Genomic DNA, 24,398 nt, shown 5'->3' with positions numbered 1-24,398 from the left:
ATAATCAGCCAACAAAGAAATATTTTATTGTTTAAAAGGACCAATTCTTAAAAGAGGTCCAGTTATTTCAGAGGATAAAAATTCACGTAATTATTATTCTATTACCAAGTATGAAAGAAAAGCAGACATGTGATCTAAGATGAACGTATTTTCAGCATTATTGGGAGAAAGGTGAAAAGGATTGAAAACGGTTTCAATCCCATTGAACTGCTGCAGCTGTGAATATATGATACAGATAGAAGGTTTAAGCAGTATAGCTTCTCAGCAAGATAAAGGGGGTCAGTATCAATGAAAAAAGCTTTTGAAAAGGCACAGCAATTTGGTAAATCATTTATGCTGCCAATAGCCGTTTTACCGGCAGCAGGTCTGTTATTAGGAATTGGCGGAGCGCTGTCTAACCCGAATACGGTTTCAGCTTATCCGTTTTTAGATATTAGCTGGCTACAGGCTATTTTTACAATTATGAGTGCGGCAGGTTCGATTGTGTTTGCCAACTTGCCGATCATATTTGCAGTAGGGGTAGCGATCGGTTTAGCACGTTCAGATAAAGCAACGGCTGGATTAGCAGCCATGATTGGTTATTTTGTTATGAACAGCACCATCAGTGCGCTGCTTTCATTAACCGGAGACCTGGCGAAGGATAATTTGGCAGGAGCCGGTCAAGGAATGGCTGTTGGGATTCAGACTTTGGAAACGGGGGTATTTGGCGGAATTATCGTCGGGATAACAGCTGCTGTCCTGCATAATAAATACAATAAAATTCAGCTGCCTCAAGTGTTAGGATTCTTTGGAGGATCTCGCTTTATTCCTATTGTCGTTTCATTTGCTTCGATTTTTGCAGGAGCGATTCTATTTGTAATATGGCCTTATTTCCAGGCTATGATCAATGGTCTTGGGTCGGTGGTTACAGGCACCGGTGAAATCGGAACTCTATTCTACGGATTTATTTTGCGTATGCTCGGACCGTTGGGGCTGCATCATATTTTCTATCTGCCATTCTGGCAAACGGCTCTTGGCGGAACGCTGGAGATTGGCGGGAAACTGGTCAGTGGTACACAGAATATCTTTTTTGCCCAGCTTGGTGACCCTTCGACTGAGCAATATTATGAAGGCGTATCAAGATTCATGTCAGGCCGTTTTATTACTATGATGTTTGGTCTGCCAGGCGCTGCATTGGCCATTTACCATTGCTCTAAAAAGAAAAACAGAAAAGTGGTAGCAGGAATTTTGCTATCAGCAGCGTTAACATCATTCTTGACTGGTATCACAGAACCGCTTGAATTTAGCTTCTTGTTCGTAGCGCCACTTCTCTATTTGGTGCATGCCATTTTCGATGGTTTTGCTTTTATGATGGCTGACATTTTCAATATTACTGTCGGTCAAACCTTCTCAGGCGGATTTATTGATTTTATTTTATTTGGTATTCTTCAAGGTGCAGATAAAACAAATTGGCCATATGTGTTAATGGTAGGTATTCCATGGTTCTTCCTATACTACTTTACCTTTAAATTCTTAATCAGAAAAAAGAACTTCAAAGTTCTTGGACGTGAAGACGAAGAACAGGCAGCAGAGCAAGTTTCAGCTACAGACCGTGCCAAAACGATTGTAGAAGGATTGGGCGGAACAAATAATATTGATATTGTTGATTGCTGCGCGACTCGTCTCCGGGTAACTGTTAAAGATGATTCCCTGGTAAAAGACGATATCATTAAACAGACTGGATCAAAAGGAATTGTGAAAAAGGGTACGGGTGTACAAATTATTTATGGACCTCAAGTCACCATTGTAAAAAACGAAGTAGAAGAGTATTTAGGTCAGTAATAAATAATAAGGACGTGTTTTAAATGCATCAAGTGCTCGGACAGATCAAAAACGGATTAATTGTATCCTGCCAGGCTTTAGAAGGAGAACCGCTTCATAGCTCCTTCATTATGGGACGTATGGCATTGGCTGCAAAGGAGGGAGGGGCCGTTGGCATTCGGGCCAACTCTGTCCCTGATATTAGGGAAATAAAAGAACAAGTGGATCTTCCTGTGATCGGCATCATCAAGCAGGTATACAAGGACCATCCTGTCTTTATTACACCAACAATGAAAGAAATCGATGCCTTAGCTGAGACGGGTGCTGAAATCATTGCGACAGATGCGACGAATCGGATCCGACCAGATGGCAAGGATTTAGAAACTTTTTATCAAGACGTAAGATCAAAGTATCCTAATACTTTGCTGATGGCGGATGTTTCTTCAGTGGAAGAAGCCGTCTTTGCCGATAGGCTGGGGTTTGATATTGTCGCACCGACATTATACGGATACACAAAAGAGACAGAAGGCTTGAAAATTGATGATCATGACTACAACGTAATCAAACAAATCGTCAAAGAAGTAAAGCATGCAAAGGTTATAGCTGAAGGGAATGTTTCAACGCCGGAAATTGCCCGCTCTGTGCTGGATATAAATGTTCACTCGGTTGTTGTAGGCGGTGCGATTACTAGACCGCAGATCATTACGAAAAGATTTGTAGATGCTATGCAAAAATAAAGACTAGCTGAAAACTGCTCAGGCTGCTGACTGGGGTGTTTTCAGCTTTTTGCATTTTTATTGCTGGTTATGGATATTTCATAGTTTTCAGCGAATTGACTAAAATAAGGCTATGATCTTGTATAATGAACCTATGGATTATCTAAAGAGGAGAAAGAGTATGGAATATCTAGGAGAAAATCTTATGCATGGCATAGTCTGCACCATGGAAAAATTCACTAGTTCAGAGTCGGAATTAGCAAAGTATATTATCGATAAGCCTGATGAAGTCAGCCAACTATCGATTAATCAAATCGCTAAAAAGATTCATATCTCCCCTGCTACTATTACCCGTTTTTGTCAGAAGATCTCTTTTTCAGGTTTTAATGAATTTAAGCATGAGTTAAAAAGGTATATCGATTTAAGGAACAAGCCGGCTATGTCCAGTGATATAAAGGAAATTGATTATTTTTCCAACCTTTATCAAAATCATTTGAAAATTATCGAAACGACCTTTCGGAACATGACTTATTTAGATATTCAGCAAGCTGTTTCACTTTTAACAGAGGCAAGGAAGGTGCATGTTTACGGCATCGGGAACTCAGGAATTGCAGCGCAGGAGTTCAAATGGAAGTTTTTCAGGATTGGAATCCAGGTTGAGTCTATTACAGACCCTCATCAAGCAGTGATGGATGCTGCCTTAAGCTCAGGCGGCAGTCTGGTCATTGGTATTTCAGTTTCAGGGAAAACAAAAGAGGTCATTGATGCGGTTAAAATTGCTAAGCGGCAAGGGGCCACAGTTCTCGCCATAACAAGTGATAAAACATCTGATCTTTCCCGGTTAGCAGATCTATCCCTTCTCGTTATGAGTAAAAGCAGTATGCATATGGGCCAGAACATTTCTCCAACGCTCCCTCTGTTTCTGCTCTTTGATTTATTGTACACAGAACTTGTTGCAAAGGATTATATCAACCGTGTTCAGATTCGTGATAAGACGCTGAGGGCCTTAAAGGATATTTAATAAAAGGAGTGGGGGGTCTCCTAAATCAAAAAAGAGCCCTAACGTAAAGGCTCTTTTACCGTTTCTTCACTACTGGAAGAATTCAAAGCAATTATTCCACCGATAATCAGCATAATTCCCGCTATTTTAAGGCTGCTAAAAGCTTCTTCCCAAATAATGGCGCCTATCAAAGCAGTTAGCGCTGTTCCTGCCCCAGACCAAATGGCATAAGCCAGGCTTAATGGAACGGTTTTTAGACATAATGATAAGCAATAAAATGAAAGTGCATAGCCAAATACGACTCCTGCAGATGGTAGGAGCATAGTTAATCCATCCGACAATTTGAGCATGGTAGTGGCAAAAATCTCTCCAGCGATAGAAGTTGTTAAGAATACATAACCTCTCATACTAATGGCCTCCGCCGCTATTCAATAGGATGACGCCGCCGACTATCAAAGCCAATCCCAGCAGCTTTTTGCCATTTACATTCTCTTTGTAGATAAAGATCCCGACTAAGGCTGTCAGCACGGTCCCGAGGCCGGCCCAGATCGCATAGGCTACGCCGAGAGGCAGCGTTTTTAATGATAAAGATAGCGCGTAAAAAGCGACACTGTATCCAATGATTACACCAATGGATGGCAGGAGCTTTTTAAATCCGTCTGCTGCTTTAAGCAAGGAGCTGCCAGCCACTTCACTTACAATGGCTAATGCTAAAAGAAAATAGGCATTCATATAGTCTCCCCGTTTCTTCTGCGAATGGTTTCAATCTATTTTACCTTTTCGATGTCTCCTTTTGCCAAGTATATGAATAGGTGAAACCAATTTATTTCCAAATCGTATTAATAGGTATAGTCATATTGGGACCCAAGTTGGAGGCTTGTTAATGAACTTCATAACTCGAAAAACAAAATCACTTTGGATAGATCAAATAGCCGGCAAGAGCTGTGAAATAACGGATCCACTTGATTTCTCCTGTATGGATCGATATGTTGAGGGGAAAAGGATTGTGCTGCTGGGAGAGAGCAGCCATGGAATCGGAGATTTTTATAGAACTAAAGTGAATATGATCAAGTATTTGCATGAGGTCCATGGATTTAAGGCTGTTGTATTGGAGAGTGGTTTGCTTGAAGCGGTATTAAGCAGAAGTCTGCTGACAGACCTTCCTGCTAAAGAACAAATTCAGCACAGTCTTCTTGATATTTTTCATAACGAAGAGATGCTTCCTTTATTTCAGGAGTCCTGGGCGGATAGCCTTCATATTTCAGGAATGGATATTCAGCCTGCATATCAGCAGGTATCCCATAGGATGCTGGACTGGCTCAAACTACATACTGACGAAGAAATGGTTTCTTCAATCAATCGGGCAGAAACCGTATTCTTTGAAATCGATGAGGAGATTAGGGGCCAAGCTAAAATACCAAAAATGGTCAAAGAAAAGATACGAATGTGTATGGGTTTATATCAATCATGCCTGGAGCTTTTTGCAAGCAGGGTAATTGAAGCTGATCTGGAAAGAGAAGAAATCCTGAAGGTTATTGGACAGGGGCTGAAAAACCGTCTGAAGTGGCTGGAAATCAATACAAAAAGCTGGATGGCATCTGGTGTCATGCGGGGAACGAATATGTTCAAAAATCTGCAGTGGTTATTAGAAGAGCATTTCAAGGGTGAAAAGGTCATTGTCTGGGCTCATAATTTTCATATTAGAAAAAGCAAAACACTGACCTCAAGCCTTTTGGGAATTACGACTGTCGGACAGCTCCTGTCCAATAGCAGATATAGTGATCAAGTTTATTCAGTAGGGTTTTGTGCAGGAGAGGGTGAGTTTGCTTCCCTGCTAAGAGTTAACTTTTCTATTGATGCCACCAAAAATAAGCACCTGGAAAGTTTGTTTATGGAGGCTTGCGGACATGACAGCTTTGTGCCCTTATGTGACAAGGGGCTGCCGGAGCGCAATTGGATGAAGCGGAGATGGCAGCTCCTTGAAGCAGGAATGATGGGACAGCTGCCAATTTCCATTTATCCTCAAAAGCATTATGACGGCATCTTTTTTTGCAGAGTGGTGCAGCCGCCCGTTTATTTAGAGCGGTGAAGGGGTGGGAACAGCATGAAACTTTTAGTTAGCAGGTATGTGGACATGGCGAATATGGTTTTGGTTAATCTGGCAAGTGAATATATATTAAATGGAGAGTACTCGGCGCTTGCAAGCTCGATTACCGTTACTTTATTTTTCCTGGGGACTTTATTTATTATTAATACAAGGTACTGCTTCTCCAAAAAATGAGTGCTGGGACATCAATCCGTGATGAATAATGGGACGCCCGTCAGGCATTCTAATTAAGAATGCTTAGTAAAAGGAGGTTGATGATCCATGTACTTTTATAAAGAAGATTTAATCAATATGATTGTACCTGATAAGCCGGATCCTCATGCGGCGAGAGTGCTGCAGGAGGCATTGGGCGGACAGTTTGGTGAAATGCGGACATTGATGCAGTTTTCATTCCAGAGTGCGAATTTCAGAGGCAAGGCGAAGCAATACCGAGATCTGATAAGAGGCGTATTTTTGGAAGAGCTGAGCCATGTGGAGCTTGTCCAATCCACGATTAATCAGCTTCTGAATGAAGCTGGAGGGGATATGCCCGGCAACCAGGCAGCGGATGGGGCCCCTTTGGATGATGTCATCCAGGGTGGAGCGAATCCGCATCATTTCATTATTGGGGCAAAGGCGTCACTTCCAGTCGATGCTGGCGGCAACCCGTGGAATGGCTCCTGGGTATATGACCATGGCAACCTGGTGGCGAACCTCCTGAATAATGTGGTTCTTGAATCCACCGGAGTTCTTCAGAAATCAAGGATTTACGAAATGAGCAGCAATAAGACACTGAGGGAAACGATTGCCTTCCTAATAGTGCGGGATAATGCCCATCAAAATGCCTTCGCCAAAGCACTGGAAACGCTGGGTGTTGATTGGGGCAAACTATTCCCGATTCCAAATTATGATTTAAATAAATACCCTGAATGCCGTAAGTACGTTGAAATGGGCTTCCATAATGCGCAGTTCAATTTCAGGCTTGATGAGACCCGGATTGGTGAAATTTTTCAAGGACCCACTCCTAGCAGAAATGGCGGAGACCTTGCCGTTGTAGAACCGCCAAAAGGCTATCCTGTCCCAGAAATGCCAGACATGCCGAATGAACATGCACCTGGGCTTTTTGATTTGAATAATTAGTTTTCTCCGGCGTCCTGAATATAGGACGCCATTTTAATATATATTTTTAAGGTTTCCTCCAGCATTTTTGGGGAATCTATAGTTATCAACGAAGAATATGCTGCTAAAAGGAGTGCTGCGGATGGAGTCCATATGGCTGGAGTATGCCTGGGCATTATTAATACTAATTGGACTGGAAGGCTTGCTGTCAGCGGACAATGCCCTTGTTCTGGCAGTCATTGCCAAGCATTTACCGGAAGATGAGAAGAAAAGGGCAATCAATTATGGAATCATTATGGCATTTGTTTTCCGATTTGGTGCGCTGTTTGCCATATCTTTTATTGCAAACGTCTGGCAGATACAGGCCATTGGAGCGGCCTATCTATTGTACCTTGGTTTAAAACATGTGATTAAGGCCAAGTTCGGTAAAGAAAATAAAAATATTCGCGAGGATGTGAAGAAAGACGCAGCCGGGAAAGGATTTTGGCCTACTGTAGGAAAGATTGCATTAGCGGATCTTGCCTTTGCCATCGATTCGATTCTTGCGGCTGTTGCACTGGCACTTGGACTGCCGGATTCACCGCTTGATGATTTCGGCGGCATGGATGGAGGCCAGTTTATTGTCGTCGTTTTAGGCGGGATTGCCGGACTGATCCTGATCAAATTCGCGGCTACCTGGTTTGTGAAGCTGCTTGCCAAACGGCCTGCATTGGAAACAACGGCCTATGCGATTGTCGCATGGGTTGGTGTCAAGCTTGCTGTTATCACACTTGCCCATGAGGATATTGGTGTCCTTGATCATCATTTTCCTCATAGTACAGGCTGGACTATCGTCTTCTATGGCGTATTAGTGGCCATTGCGCTGCTTGGGTGGTTTGCTCCGGGTAAGAAACAAACGGAGGGTGAAGCTTTATAAAGAGAAATGCGTTGATCTTAGGATTAACGCATTTTCTTATGGACAGCTTTTGCGGGCTGTCTTTTTTGATTGGGAAAATAAAACTGCTGCAACATTCGATTAAAGTATAAAAAATTACAGGTGATATTAAAAGAGTGCTAGTGATAACGCTTTCATGAACTGGGAATAAAGTTATAATTTTTCCTGTAGACAGGTAATTCTTATCCATTATAAAGGGGGAAAAAGAATGAAAAGAAAGTGGAAAGTCGTTTCTCTTATGTTGTTGATATTTGCATTTATTGCAGCAGGGTGCAGCCAGGGAACCGGCGGCGGAAGCAGTGAAGTAAGTGTCGGGATTGTTTTGCCAACGAAAGATGAGCCTAGGTGGGTTCAGGATGAGCAAAGGTTTAAAGATGCGTTAAAAGGAACGGAATACACAACTGAAATTTTATTTAGCCAGGGATCTTCGGCTAAGGAAAAAGAAAATGTAGAGACTTTGCTGAACAAAGGGATTGATGTACTGATCATCTGTCCTCAAGATGGTGATGCAGCTGCATCGGCGGTTGAAGCCGCAAAGAAGGATGGCGTAAAAGTCATTTCCTATGATCGTTTAATTACTAACACAGATGCAATTGATTATTATGTAACATTTGACAGCCTTGCAGTAGGAGCTGCACAGGCACAATATTTAGTTGACAACGCAAAGGGCAAGGACGTGCCTCTGTACCTATATGCCGGCGCTGCTTCTGATAATAATGCCTTCTTATTCTTCCAGGGAGCATGGAGCGTGCTTCAGCCTAAAATTTCAGATGGCACATTCAAGATTGCTAACTCAAGCGAAGCCGAAGCTTTGAAAGATACAGCTGATCTGTCCCGTGACCAGCTAAGCAAAATTATTGGTCAGGTAACAACGAACTGGGATCCTAACGAAGCAAAGAACAAAGCGCAAACCCATTTGACAGCAGCCTCTGACGATCTGAAGGGCGATGTGGCTATTCTTGCTCCGAATGACGGAACTGCCCGTTCCATTGCAGATGTATTTGGAACTGACAGCGCAGTATCCAGCTATCTTGTGACAGGTCAGGATGCAGAGAAAGCTTCCATTCAATACGTTATTGATGAAAAGCAATCCATGACAGTATTCAAGGATGTTCGTACTCTCGTAAAAGATGCAATGGGCATGGCGATTGATATCCTTGAAGACAAAGACCCTGAGACAACTGGATCTTACGATAACGGCAAGATTGAAGTTAAAGCAAAGCAAACAGATGTAATCGTTGTCGACAAAGATAACGTAAAAAATGAACTGATCGATTCTGAATACTATAAAGCAGATGAATTTACAGGGCTTTAATCAATAAGGACGAGAAGTAGTGATAGATGCGTCTATCACTATTTCTCCTTCTGAATAGCTGTTTGGCTAAGGGGGAGTCATAATGAGCGAAAATATTTTGGAAATGCACGGAATCTCCAAAGAGTTTACAGGTGTTAAAGCGCTCAGCAATGTCAATTTCAAGGTGGAGAAAGGTGAGATACACTGCTTAATCGGTGAAAATGGAGCGGGCAAATCCACTCTGATGAAGGTGCTCAGCGGCGTATATCCTTATGGCACATATGAGGGTGATATTGTATTTGAGGGCAGTGTGCAGCAATTCAACAAAATTAGTGACAGTGTAAAGGCAGGAATCGTCATTATCTACCAGGAGCTTGCCTTGTTTCCTGATCTCACAGTCTATGAAAATATTTTTGCGGGCAATGAAATCAAGCAAGGGGGAATCGTCGATTGGAACCGGACCATTGCTGAAGCTAAAAAAATGCTGGATAAGGTTAAGCTCGATGTGAACCCTGAGATACTCGTTAAAGACCTGAGCGTTGGAAAACAGCAGTTGGTCGAAATAGCCAAAGCTTTAAGCAAGGATGTGAAACTGCTTATCCTGGATGAACCGACTGCAGCATTGAATGAAGATGACAGCGAAAATCTGCTGGATTTGTTAGGTGAGCTGAAAAAGCAGGGAATTACCTGCATTATGATTTCCCATAAGCTGAAGGAAGTCATTTCCATTGCAGATAAGGCTACGGTGCTACGTGATGGCCAAACAATTTGTACCCTGGACGCAGCAAAAGGTGAAATCTCTGAAAATGTCATTATCAAAAACATGGTTGGCAGGGAGATTGAAGATATTTATCCGAAGAGGCCGAACAAGACGTTTGGCGATCCTGTTCTTGAGCTTCGCAGCTGGTCTGCGTATGCTGTGCATTTGGGCAGGCAGGTTGTAAAAGATGTTAATTTTCATGTTAAAAAAGGAGAAATTGTCGGGATTGCTGGCTTGATGGGGTCAGGCAGGACAGAACTTGCCCTGAGTATTTTCGGAAATCCAAAATCTTATAAATTGCAAGGCGAGCTCCTGGTGGATGGCGTTCCAAAGACGCTGAAGCATCCGAGTGACGCCATCAGGTCAGGGATTGCGTATGTGACGGAAGACCGAAAAGGGGACGGCCTGTTTTTAATACAGGACATTAAAAACAACATTTCTGCAGCAAATCTCAAACGGGTTGCAGTAAATGGAGTGATTAACGATAACGAAGAAGTGAAGGAAACAGCGGAATATAAAAAGTCCATGTATATCAAAGCTTCATCACTTGAACAGGTTGTCGGCAACTTAAGCGGAGGAAACCAGCAGAAAGTATCCCTGGGCAAATGGCTATTTGTCGGGCCGAAATTGCTGATTCTGGACGAGCCGACGCGTGGCATTGATGTGGGAGCTAAGTTCGAGATTTATACGATTATGAACCAATTGATTGAGGAAGGCATGAGCATCATTATGATTTCTTCGGAACTGGGTGAAGTTCTTGGGATGAGCGATCGTGTCTATGTCATGGCGGAAGGCCAAATGAAAGGTGAGCTGTCGATTGAAGAAGCCAATCAGGAAAGTATTATGCAGCTTGCTACGCAATAGGAGGTTAATCTAATGGAATTTATTAACGAAGCGAAGACGCTATTTAAAGATAATATCCGTGACTACGGCATGTACATTGCCTTATTCGTTATTATGCTCACTTTCACCATTATGACTGACGGGCTGTTTATGTCTTCACGAAATATAAGCAACATGCTTGATTCAACGGGGTACATTGCTGTCCTGGCAGTGGGGATGACGCTGGTTATCGTGATTCGCCATATTGACCTCTCAGTCGGATTTGTTGCAGGCTTTTTGGGGGCCATTGCTGCAATTCTCCTGACGGGAATGGGAGTGCCTTTTTATATCACTATTCCGGTTATTCTGGCGCTGGGTATTTTTGTCGGACTGTTCAACGGTCTTCTAGTTGCAAAATTTGGTATCCCATCCTTTGTTGCTACACTTGCAGGAATGCTGATCTTCAGAGGAGCCCTTCTTCAGGTAACAGAGAAAACAGGGACCATTATCATCAAGGATGACGGATTTAACGCAATCGGGAACGGATTTATTCCTTCCGTTATGCAAGTGAATGGACTGCACCTGCTTACACTGATTCTGGGATTACTGGCGATATTGCTGTATATATACAGTGAAATTTCCACCCGGACAAAAAAGATCAACTATCAATTCGAGGTAGTGTCTAAAGGGATTTTTATTGTCAAATTAGTTTTCGTTTCAGCTATCATTTCCTATATTACATGGATCCTCGCAGGCTACAACGGATTTTCCTGGACAGTTGTCATCATGCTTTTAGTGGTTGTCGTCTATCATTTCCTGACAACGAAAACCGTGCTCGGAAGACATATATATGCAGTAGGAAGCAATCCGGAAGCGGCACATCTGAGCGGAATCAATGTAAATAAAATTACGTATATAGTCTTCGGTTCAATGGGGATGCTGGCAGCCCTTTCAGGTATATTATTTACCTCCCGGCTTCAGTCAGCGACTACTACTGCCGGGACATTATTTGAACTTGATGCCATTGCAGCTGCTTATGTTGGCGGGGTTTCATCAGCAGGGGGCGTGGGCAAAATCACCGGTGCTATTATTGGTGCTGTGGTCATGGCCTCTTTATCCAGCGGTATGAATCTGCTCGGAGTAGGGGTTTCCCTCCAGTATATGATCCGTGGAGGCGTATTGGCGGGTGCTGTGATCTTTGATGTCATGACTCGGAAGAAGAGAGGCTAGATTACCAGTTTCCTGCATTCATAGTTTTGAAAATGGGGCATCCGGCAAGGGTGCCTTTATGATGCAGATGGGCAGCATTCCATAAAGCGCTGATTATCCTCTTGTTAACACCAAACAATCCTCTCACTTTCTAACTCTTCTATCAGCCTTAAAAAGGTGATAGAATATAATTATTTAACTATTCATACTTAGAAACGGAGATACAGCCTTGCGTAAAACGGGTATTTTAATATTTTGTCTAACATGTATCGTCCTTGGTTATTTCACATTCACGCTTTATAAGAAAGCGTTTACATCCGAACGGGATCTTCCGGCAGCATCAGATGGACAGGAAGTGAAATACCGGCTGGTTCTGATAACGCAGGAATTAGAGACCCCTTTTTGGGATAAGGCAGGTATTGCTGCACGGGAACAAGCACGGAAGGATGGGGCAAGTCTGGAAGTCTGGGGAAGCTATGGAAAGAATCAAGAGGAATTTTTAAAAAAGCTGGAGATAGCCATTCAATCAAAAGTGGACGGCATCATTGTTCAGGGTCTGGACACTCAGGAATTCAAAGATTTAGCAAAGATAAAAGCAGCTTTTTATGGAATTCCGATTATTACAGTGGCCAATGACGTGCCCAAATCTGAAAGTTTGAGAAAAACGTACGTCGGCTCTGATCAATATCTGGCCGGGCAGTTAATTGCAGAACAGCTTCTTGACGATATGGGCCATGAGGGAAAAGTCATCCTTATGGGCGACAAGCATAAAGAGTATTATCAGCAGCAGCGCCTCGATGGGATCCATGAAGTACTGAAGGATTATCCAAATATCCAGACAGTCTATGCGGAAACGACTGATGTTAGGGAGGAAATTATTGCTGCCACTCAGAACATGCTGAATCAAAACCCGGATACTGACAGTTTTGTAGCTATTAAGGCCAATATAGCCGGAGCGATGATTCATGAAATTGGCAGGCGATCACTGGTTGAACCTTATTATATCTATTCTTTTGACGATGGTCCGGATTCAATTTCTTTGCTTACTCAGGGAAAACTTGATGGAATCATTGAACAATCCCCTGAGAAAATGGGAAGCCTCAGTGCAGAGCTGATTTTAAAATGGCTCAGGGATGAAGAAGTGCCGCTGAAATCTGATGGCTACCTGACCGATATCAGGATATTAAAGGCGCTGGAAAAGAAATGAACAAAATACATAAGAAAATCTGGACACTTACGACTGTAATTCTTTTGATCATGGCAGCCATTTGGATCACACTTACTTATTATAATCAGAAAACTCAGAATCAATATAACGATATTCTTCAGCGGTACCTTCGGATGAATGAGGTTACAAGGACAAGCCAGCAGATGATTGCAGACTTGAATAACTATTTTATCACCCCCATTCCGGAGAATTTGGACAAATTGAACACTAGCAAGGAAAAAATGATAAAGGTGAGAAGTGAAGTTTCATATCTGCGAAATTCAGAAAATGATTTTGCACTGACAAATTATATGAATCTAATTGATAGCCTGGTTGAGACGACGGACCGCTCCCTTCTTTTCTTTAAAGAAAAGGAGACAGAGGACTCGGCCAAGGAATTTTCGGAAGCAACGCGCATCTCCATGTATATATCTGAGATGACGCTGACACTGGTCGATAGTGAACTGAATACATATGAACGGTTTTACCGGGGGATCATTGAACAATCCGAAGAAATTAAAAAACTGGGGATTTGGCTCATGCTGATGATCACATGCCTTTTAATGTTCTTGACCTATGGCTTTTCCTTGAGCATCACGAAGCCTGTACAGAAGCTGACCAAGGCAGCCAATGATTTATCAAGGGGAAGATTTCATTTGCCGATAAAGGTTGATTCGAATGATGAAATTGCTTTCCTTGCGCAGACTTTTGACCGGATGCGGGTTAATATCAATAATCTGATTTCAGAAATCCAGCATAAGGCACAGCTGGAGCATGAGCTGCAGGAAAGCAAGTTGCTGCTGAAGGAAAGTCAGCTCTTGAACCTGCAAAGCCAAATTAACCCTCATTTTTTATTTAACACATTAAATACCCTTTCCAAGAAAGCCTATCTGGAAGGTTCTCTTGAAACAAGTGACTTGCTTGTAAGTGTTGCCGGCCTGCTGCGCTATAACTTAAAAAGGCTTGATAGGCCCGTGACACTTGGTGAAGAAGTGATGGTCCTGCAGCAGTACATGGATATTCAAAAAGCCAGATTTACAGATCGTCTGCATTTGAAAATGTCTATAGATGAAACGTGTCTGAATGTGGACATTCCGGGTCTCACGCTGCAGCCAATCATCGAGAATGCCGTTAATTATGCAGTCGAGCCCAGGGAAGATGGCGGGAAAATCTGGTTTCGCATTCAGGACGGAAATGACTGTGTAATTATAGAAGTGGAAGACGATGGTCCAGGAATTGAGGAATTAAAAATTAAACAGATTCTTCAAGGGCAGTTCATTCAGAAAGATGGAAATTCAACAGGCATCGGGTTTACCAATGTAGTCAGGCGTTTGCGCCTTTTTTACGGCAGTGACGATGTCATGAGCATTGAGAGCAGTGCTGCAGGCACAAAAGTAGTGATGAAAATACCGAAAGATAGGAGGGGGGCTGCATGACAAAACTTCTGATCGCGGATGATGAACAAATTGAGCGGGAAGGACTGGAAATGATTCTGCAGAAAGCCTTTCCTGGTGTTGAAATCATCCAGGCGAAAAATGGAAAGATGGCCGTTCAGCTGGCTAAAGAGTTTATGCCTGAATTAATCCTGATGGACATCCAAATGCCAGGGATGAATGGCCTGGAAGCTATAAAGCAAATCAGTGAAGAGATTCCGCATATTAAATTTATCATGATTACAGCTTTCGATACATTCGATTATGCACGCCAGGCGATAAAGCTTGGGGTAAAGGATTATTTACTGAAGCCAAGCAAGATCACGGAAATTGAAGCAACAATTGGGAGGGTGCTTGAACATATTGAGGAAGAGCGGAGGTTCCGTGAAATGACAAAGCTCCAGCAGGATGCGCTGCAAAGGGCTCTTCCGGTCATTGAGACAGATGTCGTGACACAGCTGCTGTTCGATCATGTCCATGAAGTTCATCTGGATATGCTGGTTGAAATGCTCGATATTCGCTCAACAGATGAACAGTTTGTCATGAGCATCCTGCTTCCCGATGGACAGGGACACCTCTATACCGCAGTCAAAGAGAAGGTCAGACAAGCAGGCAGTGCATGGGTAGGTGCACTATATGGCCGTCAGCTTCCCCTCATTGTTTTTCGGGAAAAGCAGCATTCATTCCGTTCGCAGGCTATATCCATGGCCGGCGAAATTCTTTCTCTTGCAAAAAAAGGGTCATCAGAAGGCTGGTTCGTCGGGATCGGGAATGCTTGCGGTTCCCTGCAATCCATCCGTCAATCCTATCAGGAATCTCTTATTGCCACTTTGGATTCAACTCTTCCTGTTAAATACCGTTTTTATTCCGACGTGCCAGTACTTAGTGCAGGGGAGGATCTGCAGCTGACCAAAGAACGGGAAAAACAGTTTTTCGATCAAGTCAGGCTTGGAAAATGGCAGCAAATCAGCTTGCGTGTAATGGAGATGATTCAGCGTTGTGAAACGGAAAGAGCAGGGGTGATTCAAGCGCAGCAGCGGGTGCTGCAAATGCTTTGGATTGCTTCACGCGTAATGAGTGAGATTGGGGTTGAAGCTCCCGCACCATTTTTTGCCTATCAAACGCAGGATTTCCGGCAGCTTCGCTCTGAAACGGATGAATTGTTAGGACAGATGAGGAAATCGTATATGGAGCATTACGACAGGCTGGAAGCGGATACTGTCCATCAGCTGAAACAATATATAACCGAACATTCCCATGAAGATATTTCTCTTGAAGCATTGGGAAGGAAAGTGGGGTTAAGCCCGATTTATATCAGTAAGATGTTCAAGGAGAAGCTAGGGGTTAACTATATTGACTTCCTGACTGAATGCCGTATTGAAAGAGCAAAGAAGCTGATGGCAGATCACGGGAAAAGTCTGAAGGAAATTACCTTTGAGGTGGGCTATCATGAACCGAACTATTTCAGCAAGGTTTTCAAAAAGATGTGCGGCCGCTCACCGACGGAATTCCGCAAAACCCTTCTGGGCAAAAAAGACTGATGGAAGGAAAAGGGGCAAGACAGATGGATAGGATTCAAAGGAAGCTGACTCTGGCTGCACTGTTTCTGGTTTGCCTCCTGTCAGCCTGCCAAATGGATACAGCAATCGAAAAAAATCCCGGGAAAGCAATACCTGCGGCAGGCAAAGTGCAAGGAGGAGAGGATGGGAAGAAACCCATTAAAATCGGCTTTTCAATGGATACTTTATTGGAAGAACGCTGGCTGAAGGATCGAGATCTGTTCAAAGAGGCTATAGAAGAGCTTGGAGCGGAAGTGGAGATCATGGCTGCGAATGGGAATGATGCGGTTCAAATATCACAGGCAGAAACATTAATAAAACAAAGGGTGGACCTGCTGGTTGTCGTTCCCCATAATGCTGAAGCCACCGCTTCGATCGTCAAAAAAGCACATGAGGCAGGCATTAAGGTCATCTCATATGACCGGCTTGTGAAAAATGCTGATATCGACTTATACATATCCTTTGATAATGAAAAGGTTGGTGAGCTGCAGGCAAAGTCCATCACCAAACTGGTACCTAAAGGGAAGTATGTGTATATTGGCGGAGCAATCACTGACCATAACGCACATTTATTCAAACGAGGAGTCTTTAACGTGCTTCAGCCTTTAATTGATAAAGGAGATATTCAGATTGTTTATGATCAGTGGTCCAGAGATTGGACACCGGCGAATGCATTTGTGAATATGGAAGAGGCTCTTAAAGCCAATCAAAATCAAATTGATGCAGTGATCGCGGCAAACGATGCAACTGCAGGCGGTGCCATCCAGGCATTGGCGGTGCAAGGGATGGCAGGAAAAATCCCTGTAGCCGGGCAGGATGCCGAGCTTGCCGCTGCCCAGCGGATCATCAGAGGCACGCAGACGATGACAGTATACAAACCTATCGGCACACTGACCAAAGAAGCTGCTGAACTTGCGGTCAGAATAGCAAAGGGTGAACAGGTAGAAACAACCCGAAAAATTAATAATGGCAAAATTGAAGTGCCTTCAGTCCTTCTTTCACCTATTGCTGTTGATAAACACAACATGGATAGCACCATTATTGCAGATGGGTTTCATTCCAGAGATGAAGTTTATAAGTAGGGACGCGGGGACAGACACCCACGCCCCCGACTGGGACTTGGAACCTGTCCCTGAGTCCCTATTGCGTGAACGGTTCTCTGCTGGTATGATAAATGTAATTATAATGAAATGGAGGTTTTCCTGTTGACAGCATCAATGAGATTAAGAAACCCGCTTTTCAATCGTTAATTGAATACGTTTGAAGGCTCTGCCTATGTTCAGAGCGACGGGATTGGTCTGTCTATTTAAGGAAACCTAAATTTAACGGTATTTTTTAAAGAGGAGATGAATTTCTCCTCTTTTTTGCTTCTTCGGAAATAGAATATAGAGATCGGATGGATTCAGCTGAATATAGGCAAAGCTTGTTTTTATTAAATATAGAAATGAGTGATTAATATATGAGTACCTTAAATTCTAATCTGCAGGAAAATTGGCTGAAGAATATTATTCTCTTTTTAAGCAGCCAGACGATCTCCCTTTTTGGATCGTCCCTCGTTCAATACGCCATTATGTGGCATATTACGTTAACGACAGAATCCGGTTTGATGATGACTCTCTACATTATTTGCGGGTTCATTCCGACCTTCTTTTTATCACCGGTTGCGGGCGTTTGGGCAGACCGGTACAATCGGAAAATGCTGATTATTTTAGCGGATGGCCTCATTGCCTTTTCAACACTGATACTCGCCATCCTCTTCTTAATGGGATATGAGTCCATCTGGCTGCTGTTTGTCATGGCAGGAATTCGTGCCCTTGGAACAGGAATCCAGACTCCTGCTGTCGGGGCGATTCTGCCTCAGATTGTTCCGAAGGAGAAGCTGACAAAGGTGAATGGAGTAAATGGGAGCATACAGGCTGTCATTATGTTTGTTTCACCGATGGTCAGTGCCGCTTTAATCGCTATGGCATCGCTTGAGGCCATCTTCTTCATCGATGTCATCACAGCAGCGGTTGCCATTGTTACACTGATGACGTTTGTCAAAATTGCTGTGCACAAAAAAGCAGCAGCGGAACAGACAGCAAGTTACTTCAGCGACTTTAAACAAGGGCTTCAATATGTGAACAGTAATCCTTTCCTGAAGAAGTTTTTCTTATTCTTTGCCGTATTCATCGTGCTAATGGCGCCTGCGGCCTTTCTGACGCCGCTGCAGGTTACCCGCACCTTTGGAGGAGACGTGTGGGAACTGACTGCCATTGAGATTGCCTTTTCAGTCGGCATGATGGCAGGAGGCGGAATTATTGCTTCCTGGGGTGGATATCCAAATAAAATTACAACCATGACCCTTGCCAGTCTCATCATGGGGATCTGCACCCTGGCACTCGGCATCGTGCCGGTTTTCTGGATTTATTTATTGTTCATGGCGTTTTTCGGGATTGCCATGCCAATTTTCAATACACCGGTAACTGTATTGCTTCAGGAAAAAATTGAAGAGGATTATTTAGGCAGAGTGTTTGGTGTCATGGGGATGATCTCCACCTCCATGATGCCGATTGGCATGCTGATATTTGGCCCGGTTGCAGATGTCATTGCCATTGAATGGCTTCTTGTGGGAACAGGGGCATTCATTATCCTGTTAGCTGTCATTTTAGGCCGGGATCAGGTGCTTCTGGAAGCCGGGAAGCCTGAGCTGAGTGAATCGTAAAATTCTGATGAAATGGAGCTGTCATATTGGCAGCTCTATTTTCATGTGAAAACAGGGAACAAAAGTGCAGAAGGAGAATAGTTATACGTAACATCACTTGAGGGGAAGTAGAAAGATGAGGCAAATTATCGCACTCGGAGGAGGAGGGTTCTCTATGGAACCGGAGAATCCATTATTGGATGAATACATTTTACGCCAGTCAGGTAAAGAAAATCCAAAAGTCTGTTATGTGCCTACTGCAACAGGAGATTCCGATATTTGTATTAAATGGTTTTATGACTTTTTTGAAAAGCAGAAGTGCCAGCCTTCCCATTTATCTTTATTTAAACCGCCGACAAGAGATATAGAGAGATTTATACTGGATAAAGATATCATTTATGTTGGAGGCGGGAATACGAAGAATTTATTGGCTTTATGGAAAGAATGGGGATTAGATAAGATTTTACGAAAGGCATGGGACCAAGGGATCGTATTAGCCGGCATCAGTGCGGGCTCCATTTGCTGGTTTGAAGAAGGGGTTACGGATTCTTATGGCGATAAACTGGAGCCATTAACATGCCTCGGCTTTTTGAAAGGAAGCAATTGCCCTCATTACGATGGAGAAGCGGAAAGAAGGCCTGCCTATCATGAGCTTTTGGCTTCTGATAAAATAAAGCCTGGAATTGCAGCGGATGATGGAGTGGCAATCCACTTCATTGAGGAGGAGGTCAGGCGAATCGTAAGCTCTAGACCGGATGCCAATGCCTATAAGGTCTATTTCGATAAAGAAGTTAAAGAGATTGAACTGAAAACCGAATATTTGGGTTCTTGATGCGAATCAGTCTTTTGCTGTTAACTTTATTTAAATAGAAGGAAGTGCTTAAAGATGGATTTACAGACGGTTATGCAGGAGCTTGAGGCTCTCGGCAAGGAACGGACCAAGAAAATGTACATATCTAACGGAGCGCATGAGCCGCTTTTTGGTGTTGCAACAGGGGCAATGAAGCCAATCGCTAAAAAAATTAAAAGAAATCAGCCTTTGGCGAAGGAGTTATACGCCACAGGGAACTACGATGCCATGTACTTTGCAGGCGTCATTGCAGATCCTGAGGCCATGACCGAAGCGGATTTTGACCGCTGGATGGATGATGCATATTTTTATATGCTGTCCGATTATGTAGTGGCTGTCACATTAGCTGAAGCAGATATTGCACAGGAAGTTGCTGATAAATGGATCGAAAGCAGGGAAGAACTGCGGATGTCAGGCGGCTGGAGCTGCTATTGCTGGCTTTTGGGAAATCGTCCTGACGCTGAATTTTCAGAGGCGAAGCTGGCCAAAATGCTTGATAAAGTGAAAGACACCATCCACAATTCTCCGGAGCGTACGAAATCCGCCATGAATAATTTTGTCTATACAGTGGGTGTTTCTTTTTTGCCGCTCCATGAAAAGGCGGTTGAGATTGCAAAAGCCATTGGGCCGGTCGAAATGAAACGGGATAAGAAGAAAAGCACCATCCTGCAGGCCTCAGAAAATATCCAGAAGGAAATTGATAGAGGGAAGCTAGGCTTTAAAAGGAAATATGTAAGATGTTAAAACTACTATGGGGGACAATGAACCTGTCCCTTTGTGTTATAATGAGGAACTTAGGAATTATGAGATGCGCTAATAATGGAACGGATGAACGCTCAGGCTATTAAATATGGAGGGTAAGGTAATGAATAAACGATGGACCATCAGCAAAATTAACGATTTCGTTGAGAAAAACTCGGATAGTAAGCTCCTATCGACTGAATATCATGGCTTTTCTCAAAAGCTGCTTTTTCAATGTGCATGCGGCAGCCAGTTTGAAAAAACATTTACGAAATTCAAAAATAATCACCAGCGCAAATGTGACGTTTGCCAGCCGCCTAAAGCGTCACGCTAAAGGGAAACGGGGACAGGTACACTGTCCTTTTTTCAGTTCTGTATTTAAAGAATTCATTTGAAAGCAGGTCATAAATTGAAAACAGAAAAAGAAAAAATGCTGGCAGGAGAAATGTATGATCCTGCCGATCCGGTATTATTAAAGGAACGCGAGGAAGCAAGACGAAAGGTCAGAATGTACAATCAGACTCTGGAGACTGAAGGGGAAAAGCGAATAAAGTTATTAAAGGAGCTGCTTGGGTCTACCGGAGAAAACGTATATATGGAGCCCAATATCAGATTTGATTACGGCTATAATACGCATGTAGGTGAAAACTTTTTTGCGAATTTTGACTGTACCATCCTGGATGTCTGTGAAGTGCGTTTTGGAGATAATTGTATGCTTGCGCCCGGCGTACATATCTATACGGCAACACATCCTCTTCATCCTGCAGAACGCAATTCAGGCAGGGAATATGCAAAGCCGATTACGATTGGAAACAATGTGTGGGTCGGGGGAAGTGCAGTCATTAATCCAGGTGTAACAATAGGGGACAATGCGGTGATCGCTTCAGGTGCAGTTGTTACCAAAGATGTGCCAGAGAATGTAGTAGTTGGCGGAAATCCAGCGAAAGTAATTAAACAAATTGAGCTTTAAATTCTCCTCAGCATCCATAAAAAAGCCATTCCCGGTGGGGAATTGGCTTTCTTATGTACTAGTGTATTTTTCAAGCTTTCGATAATTCTTAATTACAGTGGCATTTTGCATGAATATGGCGCTAAAGCTTTTTAGAAGGGGCTGCTCCAACCTCAACACGAATAATATTTCTCATCTGAGATAAAACTTTAAAATAAACAAATAGGAGGGAAGACATGAGAGAAAAGAAAGAAAAGCCGCTCGGGGATATCCAGAAAAATGCTCAGGGTTCATATGAGATAAGCAATACAGACTACGGACTTGAATCAGTTACTGAAGGCTGTGATTTCGCTGAGGGGGAAAAGGACAAACCGCCCAATTGTGGAGGTTTATAGAGTCCTGGTTTAATTCTGGGCATTATTTTGAAAGAGGAATTCAAAAAGATGGCTGCGATTTAGCAATCAACATAGAAAGTGAACAGTGAGAACGAGTGAAAAAGTGTAAATACAGAGAATAAAGAAGAAGAGCAATGGATTTGCACAATGCTCTTCTTCTTTTTAGTATTATGATAGGGAATCCCATTAACAGGTATTTAGGTTCCAGCAAGGATAGGAGATGATTTTGGTGATTGATCAATTAATGAAAATGCTGGAAGAACGAGAAGAAGAGATGATTAAGATACGCCGTTATTTACATCAGAATCCTGAGCTTTCATTTAAAGAGGAAAAAACGGCAGCCTATATCGCTGATTTTTACAGAGGGAAAGCTGTTGATCTTATAACGAATGCAGGGAATGGATATGGCATTGTTGTCACTATTGAAGGTGGTAACCCGGGAAAAACCGTGGCACTTAGGGCTGATTTTGATGCGCTTCCTATTAAAGAAGAACTAAATGTTCCGTTTAAGTCAAAAAAGGAAGGTATCATGCATGCTTGCGGCCATGATGCACATACAGCATACCTTATGGTTTTGGCTGACTGTTTAATCCAATTAAAAGATAAGATCTATGGCACCGTGAAAATAATCCATCAGCATGCGGAAGAAGAACCTCCAGGCGGAGCAAAAAGCATCGTTGAGGAAGGATTTCTCGATGATGTCCATGCCATTTTTGGCATTCATGTTTTGCCGATCGCCCCTGCTGGAACTGTTGGCTATCACAGCGGATATTCCTTTAATGGCCGCGCTTATTTTAAACTTAGGGTGCAGGCAAGCGGAGGACACGGTTCTTCCCCGCATAAAGCAAACGATGCTATTGTTGCAGGCGCTTACTTTGTAACAGCTATCCAGACGGTTGTTAGCCGCAGAGTGGATCCGTTTAATGCCGGTGTAGTGACAATTGGTTCATTTGACGGTAAAGGGAGTTTTAACGTGATCAAGGATAGTATCGAAATTGAGGGGGATATACGCTATTCCAATGATGAAACAAAGGATGTGATGAATAGAGAAATTCACCGCATTGTAAATGGTGTTGAGGAGTTATTTGGTGTAAGCTGTGAGCTAACGTATGAACCTGATTATCCGCCGCTGTATAATGATCCTGAATTGACAAAATTTGTCGCAAATACGCTGACATCAGTCGTGGATAGAGACATTATCGAGGTAAAAGAATTTCCTAAAATGGCACCATCGGACGATTTTGCATATTATTCGGAGAAGGTCCCTGGCTGTTATTTTTATATTGGATGCACGCCAAAGGGAACAGAAGAACCATACTTCAATCACCACCCTAAATTTGATATCGATGAAGGTTCGATGCTTGTTGCCGCAAAATCAGTGGGATATGTCGTTTGCCATTATTTTAATAAGGAAGAAAACAAAAGCTCATGCTGATGTGAGCTTTTTATGTTTGAAGGAATTCGTTTTTAGCTTCTTATTGTTTTTGAATAGATTTGATAGGCAATCTCCAGCTGTAATGATGCGAAATTCCTCGAAGCATTAAAGTAACAGCAAAAAGAATATAAAAATGATAAGACTTTGACAACCAATCAAGGCCTATGATAAACCCGGCAAAGATGGCCCATAAAAGATATACTTCATCACGTAAAACAATGGGCTTTCGCTGAGCCAGCACATCGCGGATCATACCTCCGCCGGCACCGGTTATGGCAGCGGAGAACATAACAGCAAATAAGGGTAAATCAATTGATTGTGCATACATAGCTCCCTGGACAGCAAAGGCTGACAAGCCAATTGAGTCAAAAATGCTCCATTTCGTCAAAAGCTGAACTGCGCTGCTTGGCAATATAATGACAAAGCTGATGGTAATTAGGGCAACAATAAAAAGAGTCGTTTGCTGCCATAATTCTATGATCGGAATGCCGGTAAAAAGGTTTCTAATAGCACCGCCGCCAAATGCTGTAATTAATCCTAAAACATAGGCGCCCATAATGTCGTATTTTACTTCCAGTGCAACGACTGCCCCACTCATTGCAAATGCAATGGTTCCAATCACGTTCAATACATCCCAAACCATACAATCCCCCTAATCAAGTATCTCTGTCCTTGTACCTGAGAGGTTTACCTAAACTATAATAAAAGGCCTGCCCCGCGGGTGCGTGATACGCTCTCCAGAGTAGCGTCCCGCTGCAGTCTTCTTACCTGAGAGATTCATCTTTCCTATAGATTTGCCCCTTCGGTGACGTCAATACGTTCTCTCCCGCAGCAGTCATTCGCAAATACTGGTTTTTATAATTATAAGGTATAGGAGTGAGGATTGGACAGTCAATTAAAAGGTGTAAGCGGATTGGTGTGTCCATTTCTATTAAAGCGGAAATAGAGGAGGGGCAGTCGCTTTTGGGGGCTTGGCAAAGAAGTGAACGCAAAAACCCCCACATGCAGGTTATTCACCTTTCTTTTGTTTCTTTGCCAAGATCTTCCGCAGTTCGTTAATTTCCTCCTCAGACAGGGAGTCTTCCTGAATGAATTGGACTAGCATGGATTTGACCGTTCCGCCATAGATTCGCTTGATAAAGGATTGAGCTTCTGCCCGCTGGCATTCATCCTGTGAAAAGAGCGGGAAAAAGGTATAGATTCTCTGGTTTTTATTTACGCCCACTACATTTTTATGGACAAGCCTATCCAGAAGAGTTCGGATTGTTTTGGGCTTCCAGTCTGTGCGCTCTTGTAAGGATAGAATGACTTCATTAGCGGTTTTCGGTGCCCCGTTCCAAAGAACTGTCATGACTTCCCACTCGGATTCTGAAATGCTGGGAATCCTATCAGTCATATTACCACCC

Annotated in this window: 25 protein-coding genes and 1 riboswitch; of the genes, 21 read left to right on the top strand and 4 right to left on the bottom strand. The window is 43.0% G+C overall.

Going from position 1 to position 24,398, the window contains the following annotated elements; all coding sequences use genetic code 11:
• Positions 1-288: 288 nt before the first annotated feature.
• From CE058_RS00210 to CE058_RS00200, 3 genes are all read left to right on the top strand, one after another.
• Positions 289-1,821, top strand: a complete 1,533-nt coding sequence (locus tag CE058_RS00210) for a PTS transporter subunit EIIC (RefSeq protein WP_163139469.1) — start codon at positions 289-291, stop codon at positions 1,819-1,821.
• 23 nt (positions 1,822-1,844) lie between these two features.
• Entirely contained in the window at positions 1,845-2,537 is a 693-nt protein-coding gene (locus CE058_RS00205; protein WP_163139467.1) for an N-acetylmannosamine-6-phosphate 2-epimerase, read from the top strand.
• A 160-nt stretch (positions 2,538-2,697) separates the two neighbouring features.
• The gene (locus CE058_RS00200; protein WP_163139465.1) at positions 2,698-3,537 is read left to right on the top strand and encodes a MurR/RpiR family transcriptional regulator; all 840 of its coding nucleotides are present in this window, start codon (positions 2,698-2,700) and stop codon (positions 3,535-3,537) included.
• A gap of 38 nt (positions 3,538-3,575) precedes the next feature.
• On the opposite strand, the gene CE058_RS00195 is transcribed toward CE058_RS00200, so the two are convergent.
• Positions 3,576-3,923 (bottom strand): DMT family transporter, encoded by a 348-nt coding sequence (locus tag CE058_RS00195; RefSeq protein ID WP_163139464.1) that lies wholly within the window; start codon positions 3,921-3,923, stop codon positions 3,576-3,578.
• A 1-nt stretch (position 3,924) separates the two neighbouring features.
• The gene (locus CE058_RS00190; RefSeq protein ID WP_163139462.1) at positions 3,925-4,248 is read right to left on the bottom strand and encodes a DMT family transporter; all 324 of its coding nucleotides are present in this window, start codon (positions 4,246-4,248) and stop codon (positions 3,925-3,927) included.
• Positions 4,249-4,399: 151 nt separating this feature from the next.
• Between CE058_RS00190 and CE058_RS00185 the strand changes: the two genes are divergently transcribed.
• From CE058_RS00185 to CE058_RS00110, 18 genes are all read left to right on the top strand, one after another.
• A complete protein-coding gene (locus CE058_RS00185; protein WP_163139460.1) occupies positions 4,400-5,605 on the top strand; it encodes an erythromycin esterase family protein in 1,206 nt (401 codons plus the stop codon).
• Between the two features lie 15 nt (positions 5,606-5,620).
• Positions 5,621-5,797 carry a hypothetical protein gene (locus tag CE058_RS24620; RefSeq protein WP_204260494.1) on the top strand — a complete coding sequence of 59 codons (177 nt, stop codon included), beginning with the start codon at positions 5,621-5,623 and terminating at the stop codon, positions 5,795-5,797.
• Positions 5,798-5,884: 87 nt separating this feature from the next.
• Entirely contained in the window at positions 5,885-6,742 is an 858-nt protein-coding gene (locus CE058_RS00180) for a manganese catalase family protein (RefSeq protein WP_163139458.1), read from the top strand.
• Between the two features lie 121 nt (positions 6,743-6,863).
• Positions 6,864-7,637 carry a TerC family protein gene (locus CE058_RS00175; RefSeq protein WP_035326567.1) on the top strand — a complete coding sequence of 258 codons (774 nt, stop codon included), beginning with the start codon at positions 6,864-6,866 and terminating at the stop codon, positions 7,635-7,637.
• Between the two features lie 226 nt (positions 7,638-7,863).
• Positions 7,864-8,970, top strand: a complete 1,107-nt coding sequence (locus CE058_RS00170; protein ID WP_163139456.1) for a sugar ABC transporter substrate-binding protein — start codon at positions 7,864-7,866, stop codon at positions 8,968-8,970.
• An 82-nt stretch (positions 8,971-9,052) separates the two neighbouring features.
• On the top strand, positions 9,053-10,573 hold the full coding sequence (locus CE058_RS00165) for a sugar ABC transporter ATP-binding protein (RefSeq protein WP_163139454.1): 1,521 nt from the start codon (positions 9,053-9,055) through the stop codon (positions 10,571-10,573).
• Between the two features lie 12 nt (positions 10,574-10,585).
• On the top strand, positions 10,586-11,761 hold the full coding sequence (locus CE058_RS00160) for a sugar ABC transporter permease (RefSeq protein ID WP_061791860.1): 1,176 nt from the start codon (positions 10,586-10,588) through the stop codon (positions 11,759-11,761).
• A 208-nt stretch (positions 11,762-11,969) separates the two neighbouring features.
• Entirely contained in the window at positions 11,970-12,947 is a 978-nt protein-coding gene (locus tag CE058_RS00155; protein WP_163139452.1) for a sugar ABC transporter substrate-binding protein, read from the top strand.
• On the top strand, positions 12,944-14,383 hold the full coding sequence (locus CE058_RS00150) for a sensor histidine kinase (protein ID WP_061791858.1): 1,440 nt from the start codon (positions 12,944-12,946) through the stop codon (positions 14,381-14,383). The genes CE058_RS00155 and CE058_RS00150 overlap by 4 nt, the downstream gene beginning before the upstream one ends.
• Complete coding sequence (locus CE058_RS00145) at positions 14,380-15,921, top strand: response regulator (RefSeq protein ID WP_163139450.1); 1,542 nt, start codon at positions 14,380-14,382, stop codon at positions 15,919-15,921. The genes CE058_RS00150 and CE058_RS00145 overlap by 4 nt, the downstream gene beginning before the upstream one ends.
• Complete coding sequence (gene xylF, locus CE058_RS00140; protein WP_163139612.1) at positions 15,918-17,021, top strand: D-xylose ABC transporter substrate-binding protein; 1,104 nt, start codon at positions 15,918-15,920, stop codon at positions 17,019-17,021. Before CE058_RS00145 ends, xylF begins: the two co-directional genes overlap by 4 nt.
• Before the next feature lie 377 nt (positions 17,022-17,398).
• Positions 17,399-18,643: an MFS transporter gene (locus tag CE058_RS00135; protein ID WP_163139448.1), complete on the top strand. Its 1,245-nt coding sequence runs from the start codon at positions 17,399-17,401 to the stop codon at positions 18,641-18,643.
• A gap of 115 nt (positions 18,644-18,758) precedes the next feature.
• Positions 18,759-19,454 carry a Type 1 glutamine amidotransferase-like domain-containing protein gene (locus CE058_RS00130; protein WP_163139446.1) on the top strand — a complete coding sequence of 232 codons (696 nt, stop codon included), beginning with the start codon at positions 18,759-18,761 and terminating at the stop codon, positions 19,452-19,454.
• A 54-nt stretch (positions 19,455-19,508) separates the two neighbouring features.
• On the top strand, positions 19,509-20,216 hold the full coding sequence (locus CE058_RS00125) for a DNA alkylation repair protein (protein ID WP_163139444.1): 708 nt from the start codon (positions 19,509-19,511) through the stop codon (positions 20,214-20,216).
• A 121-nt stretch (positions 20,217-20,337) separates the two neighbouring features.
• The gene (locus CE058_RS00120; RefSeq protein WP_048009674.1) at positions 20,338-20,547 is read left to right on the top strand and encodes a hypothetical protein; all 210 of its coding nucleotides are present in this window, start codon (positions 20,338-20,340) and stop codon (positions 20,545-20,547) included.
• A 75-nt stretch (positions 20,548-20,622) separates the two neighbouring features.
• Complete coding sequence (locus tag CE058_RS00115; RefSeq protein ID WP_163139442.1) at positions 20,623-21,183, top strand: sugar O-acetyltransferase; 561 nt, start codon at positions 20,623-20,625, stop codon at positions 21,181-21,183.
• A 215-nt stretch (positions 21,184-21,398) separates the two neighbouring features.
• A complete protein-coding gene (locus CE058_RS24615; protein ID WP_174752247.1) occupies positions 21,399-21,557 on the top strand; it encodes a hypothetical protein in 159 nt (52 codons plus the stop codon).
• Positions 21,558-21,777: 220 nt separating this feature from the next.
• Positions 21,778-22,992 (top strand): amidohydrolase, encoded by a 1,215-nt coding sequence (locus CE058_RS00110; protein WP_483297526.1) that lies wholly within the window; start codon positions 21,778-21,780, stop codon positions 22,990-22,992.
• Positions 22,993-23,032: 40 nt separating this feature from the next.
• Here the strand turns inward: CE058_RS00110 and CE058_RS00105 are convergent, their stop codons facing one another.
• Together CE058_RS00105 and blaI are read right to left on the bottom strand one after the other, a co-directional pair.
• Positions 23,033-23,635 carry a trimeric intracellular cation channel family protein gene (locus CE058_RS00105; protein ID WP_163139438.1) on the bottom strand — a complete coding sequence of 201 codons (603 nt, stop codon included), beginning with the start codon at positions 23,633-23,635 and terminating at the stop codon, positions 23,033-23,035.
• A gap of 103 nt (positions 23,636-23,738) precedes the next feature.
• A riboswitch (glycine riboswitch) is annotated at positions 23,739-23,831 on the bottom strand.
• 170 nt (positions 23,832-24,001) lie between these two features.
• The gene (gene blaI / locus CE058_RS00100) at positions 24,002-24,388 is read right to left on the bottom strand and encodes a penicillinase repressor BlaI (protein ID WP_163139436.1); all 387 of its coding nucleotides are present in this window, start codon (positions 24,386-24,388) and stop codon (positions 24,002-24,004) included.
• Positions 24,389-24,398: the final 10 nt, after the last annotated feature.

The organism is Bacillus sp. 22-7, assembly GCF_010628845.1.
GTDB classification, from domain to species: domain Bacteria; phylum Bacillota; class Bacilli; order Bacillales; family Cytobacillaceae; genus Cytobacillus; species Cytobacillus firmus_B.
This window is presented reverse-complemented; position numbering and strand designations above follow the sequence as displayed.